The organism is Cellulomonas biazotea, from assembly GCF_004306155.1.
Lineage (GTDB): Bacteria > Actinomycetota > Actinomycetes > Actinomycetales > Cellulomonadaceae > Cellulomonas > Cellulomonas biazotea.
In genome coordinates, this window is record NZ_BIMR01000334.1 from 1 (window position 1) to 4420 (window position 4420).

At 74.2% G+C, this 4420-nt stretch carries 3 protein-coding genes; all 3 read left to right on the plus strand.

Going from position 1 to position 4420, the window contains the following annotated elements; genetic code table 11:
• The first annotated feature begins 560 nt into the window (after positions 1-560).
• The 3 genes from cimA to lplB all read left to right on the plus strand — a co-directional run bounded on the left by cimA (position 561) and on the right by lplB (position 4343).
• Complete coding sequence (gene cimA / locus CBZ_RS18025) at positions 561-2207, plus strand: citramalate synthase (protein WP_130782850.1); 1647 nt, start codon at positions 561-563, stop codon at positions 2205-2207.
• 92 nt (positions 2208-2299) lie between these two features.
• Positions 2300-3199, plus strand: coding sequence for a sensor domain-containing protein (locus CBZ_RS21135; protein WP_165446843.1), 900 nt, complete (start codon positions 2300-2302; stop codon positions 3197-3199).
• A 67-nt stretch (positions 3200-3266) separates the two neighbouring features.
• Positions 3267-4343 (plus strand): lipoate-protein ligase small subunit, encoded by a 1077-nt coding sequence (gene lplB, locus CBZ_RS18035; protein WP_130782851.1) that lies wholly within the window; start codon positions 3267-3269, stop codon positions 4341-4343.
• Positions 4344-4420: the final 77 nt, after the last annotated feature.

Genomic DNA, 4420 nt, shown 5'->3' on the forward strand with positions numbered 1-4420 from the left:
GGCGACGACCGGCGGCGGCGCGGCGGGGACGGGAGCAGCGGGGGGCGGCGCGGCGTACGCGGGGCTGGGCGGCGGGGCGGTGGGCGGTGTGCCCGCGGGTGGCGGCGCGGCCGGGGGGACGTCGGAGGCGGGGCGGCGGATCGGCTGGGTCGGGTCGGGGACGGACATGGGTCTCCTCGCAGCGCGTCGCTCGGGCGCCGAGCCCGGGAGGTGCGTGGGTCCGTGCCCGGCGCGTGTCCATTGGGTGGAACGGGTGACCGTACGTCGTGACGTGTGCCACGATGACGCCGTGACCATCTTCGCCCTCATTATCGAGTAGCGCGTCAGCACACACCGCTGACGCGCAGACCTCCCGTCCTCCGGGGGGTCTTTTTGTTGGTCGGGCACCACCCCCGCCCGGCCGCACGCCGACCTCGGCACCGCCCACCACCGCGGGCGTCGACGGCCGACGAAGCGCCGCACCGCGTGCGGGTCCGCACCGCCGCAGGTCGGACCCGCACCGGGCGCGACGACGCCGCAGGCACCGGGACACCTCGTCCCCGCACCGAGAAGAGCCGACCGTGACCGCACTCGCACCGACCCCCACGGGACTCCCCACGGCCCTGTCCTTCCAGGTCTACGACACGACCCTGCGCGACGGCGCGCAGCAGGAGGGCATGAACCTCTCGGTCGCGGACAAGCTGGCGATCGCGCCGCTGCTGGACGAGCTCGGGGTCGGGTTCATCGAGGGCGGGTGGCCGGGTGCCGTGCCGAAGGACACGGAGTTCTTCAAGCGGGCCGCGAAGGAGCTCGACCTGCGCAACGCCGAGCTCGCGGCGTTCGGGTCGACGCGCAAGGCGGGGACCCGTGCGGTCGACGACCCGCAGGTGCGGGCCCTGATCGACTCGGAGGCCCCGGTGGTCGCGCTCGTCGCCAAGAGCGACCTGCGGCACGCCGAGCGGGCCCTGCGCACGACGGGCGAGGAGAACCTCGCGATGATCGCCGACACCGTGCGGCTGCTCGTGCGGGAGGGACGCCGGGTTGTCGTCGACGCCGAGCACTTCTTCGACGGGTACCGCTTCGACCCCGCGTACTCGCGGTCGGCGGTGCTCGCCGCGTTCGAGGCCGGCGCCGAGGTCGTCGCGCTGTGCGACACGAACGGCGGGATGATCCCGGCCTGGGTCGCCCGGGTCGTGCACGAGATCCGCGACGCCGTCGGGCCCGACGCGGTCCTCGGGATGCACGCGCACAACGACTCCGGCTGCGCGGTGGCGAACACGCTCGCAGCCGTCGAGGCCGGGTGCTCGCACGTCCAGGGCACGGTCAACGGGTACGGCGAGCGCACCGGCAACGCGGACCTGCTGTCCGTCGTCGCCAACCTCGAGCTCAAGTACGGGGCCCGGGTGCTGCGCACCGACGACGAGCGTCCCGGCGGCCTCTCCGAGCTCACCCGCATCGCGCACGCGATCGCCGAGATCACCAACATCTCCCCGTTCGCGCGGCAGCCGTACGTCGGCGCGAGCGCGTTCGCGCACAAGGCCGGGCTGCACGCCTCCGCGATCCGGGTCGACCCCGACCTCTACCAGCACATCGACCCGATGCAGGTCGGGAACGACATGCGCATGCTCGTCTCCGACATGGCCGGACGCGCGTCGATCGAGCTCAAGGGCCGCGAGCTCGGCTTCGACCTGTCGGGCATGCCCGAGGTGCTCGGGCGCGTCACGGACCGCGTGAAGGACGCCGAGGCGCGCGGCTACACCTACGAGGCCGCGGACGCGTCGTTCGAGCTGCTGCTGGTCGAGGAGGTGCACGGTGCCCGCCCGCAGTACTTCCGCGTCGAGTCGTGGCGGGCCATCGTCGAGCGCGTCGGCGGCCGCGGCACCCTCGCGACGGCAGAGGCCACCGTGAAGCTGCACGCCGGCGGCGAGCGGTTCGTCAGCACCGGCGAGGGCAACGGCCCGGTCAACGCGCTCGACCACGCGCTGCGCCAGGCGCTGGTCCGCGTGTACCCGGAGGTCGAGCAGTTCGAGCTCATCGACTTCAAGGTCCGCATCCTCGACTCGATGCACGGCACCGACGCGGTGACGCGCGTGCTCATCGAGACGACCGACGGGCAGCGGTCGTGGAGCACCGTCGGCGTCGGCGCGAACCTGCTCGAGGCGTCGTGGGAGGCGCTCACCGACTCGACCATCTGGGGCCTGCACGAGCGCGGTGTGACGCCGCGCTGAGTTTTCGCCCGCCGCGCGGGCCGGTCCCGTCCTAGGGTCGGAGGCGACGGGGTGTGCGCACCCGGCCACGGGCCCGTCGGGAGGAGCGAGCAGTGGCGGGCACGCAGCCGCAGGCCGACGGGTCGACACCGGGCGGGCCACCGCCCGTGCCGCCGGACGCCCCGTCGGACGGGTCGGTCGACCCGGACGGCAGCAGCCGGTCACGCGGCTGGTGGTGGCTCCTCGTCGTCGCCGCCGTCGCCGTCGTCGTGCTGCTCGTCGTCCGGCCGTGGGAGCCGGCCGAGCCGACGCCCACGCCCACGACGCCGCCCGCGACGTCCGCCGAGCCCGAGCCGCCGAGCCCGACACCGACGGTCACGGTCGTGCCGCCCGCCGAGGAGGCGATGTTCGACGCGACGACGCTCGAGGGCCTGTTCGTCACGACGGAGGACCTCGAGTCCGACGTCCCTGCCGCCGGCGACGGCATCGAGCGGTCCGACGGCGGCGGCATGGTCTGGGGCATCCCGCCGGGGTCGAGCATCGACCCGGCGGTGTGCACGACCGCGGTGACCGTCGTGGCCGAGGCCCCGCCCGCGTTCGGCGGCCGGGTGTACGCCAACGACCGGATGACGTTCGTGCAGGACGTCGCGGTCCTGGCGGACCCGGCGACGGCGCGGCAGGCCTTCGCGCAGCTCGTGACGACGGTCGACGCGTGCCCGACGTACGCGCAGGTCAACCCGGGCATGGACGGGGCGACGTGGACCGCCGACGCCGCGATCGAGGGCCAGGGCGTGTACCCGTCGATCATCCAGTCCGTCGTGCACTCGGCCGAGGGGCGCGACGTGCCGACGTACCGCGGCCACATGCTCGTCGGGAACGCGATCGTCACGTGGACCGCGTCGGCCCTCGACGACGCCGACCAGCAGGACGCGCTCGCGACGCTCGGCGACCCGGAGTCCCTCACGACGATGGTGCAGCTGCGCGCGCAGGAGGCCGTGCTGGCGCTCGGCTGAGCGTCGGTGCCCGGCGTGGGTCGTGAGGCCCGGCAGTACGGCCGGGCGGCATGCCTAGGGTGGGGGCGTGCACGGTGAGTACAAGGTCCCCGGTGGCAAGCTCGTGGTGGTCGACGTCGACGTCGAGGACGGGAGGCTGAGCCGCCCCGCCGTGAGCGGCGACTTCTTCCTCGAGCCCGACGAGGCGCTCGACGTCGTCCGCACGGCGCTCGACGGGCTGCCGGCGGACGCGCCGACGTCGGCCCTCGCGGCGGCGGTCGACGACGCGCTCGCGGACGCCCACGCGGACGGGACGCTGCCCCAGCCCGCGGCGCTCGTCGGCTTCGACGCGCGCGCGGTCGCGGTCGCGGTGCGACGGGCGCTCGGGTTGTCGACGGCGTGGTCGGACCACGCGTTCGAGCTGATCCACCCCGGGCCGCTCGCACCGGCCCTGCACGCGGCGCTCGACCAGGTCCTCACCGAGGAGCTCGCGGCGGGCCGGCGCGGGCCGACGCTCCGGTTCTGGGAGTGGGTCGAGCCGGCGGTCGTCATCGGCTCGTTCCAGTCGCTGCGCAACGAGGTCGACGCCGAGGCGGTCGACCGGTACGGGATCACGGTCGTGCGGCGGATCTCCGGCGGCGGCGCGATGTTCATGGAGGCCGGCAACTGCATCACGTTCTCGCTGGTGGTGCCTGCGTCGCTGGTCGACGGCATGAGCTTCGAGGAGTCCTACGGGTTCCTCAACCGGTGGGTGCTCGACGCGCTCGCGTCCGTCGGCGTGCGCGCGGAGCTCAGCGGGCTGAACGACATCTCCTCGCCGGCAGGCAAGATCGCCGGGTCGGCGCAGAAGCGGGTCCTCGGCGGCGCGGTGCTGCACCACGTGACGATGTCGTACGACATCGACGCGACGAAGATGCTCGAGGTCCTGCGGATCGGGCGGGAGAAGCTGTCCGACAAGGGCACGCGCAGCGCGAACAAGCGGGTCGACCCGGTCCGCTCGCAGACGCACCTGGCGCGCGAGGCGGTGATCGAGGCGTTCAAGGCGCACTTCCGGTCGGCGTTCACGACGACCGACGGGGAGCTGCGCCCGGACGAGCTCGCGCGGGCGCAGGAGCTGGTCCGGACGAAGTTCGCCGACGACGCCTGGACGGCGCGCGTCCCCTGACCGCGCCGCCGACGGACGTCGCCGCGACGGCGGTCCGCGGTGCCGCCGGTCCGCTCAGAGTGGTGGCGCAAGGACGA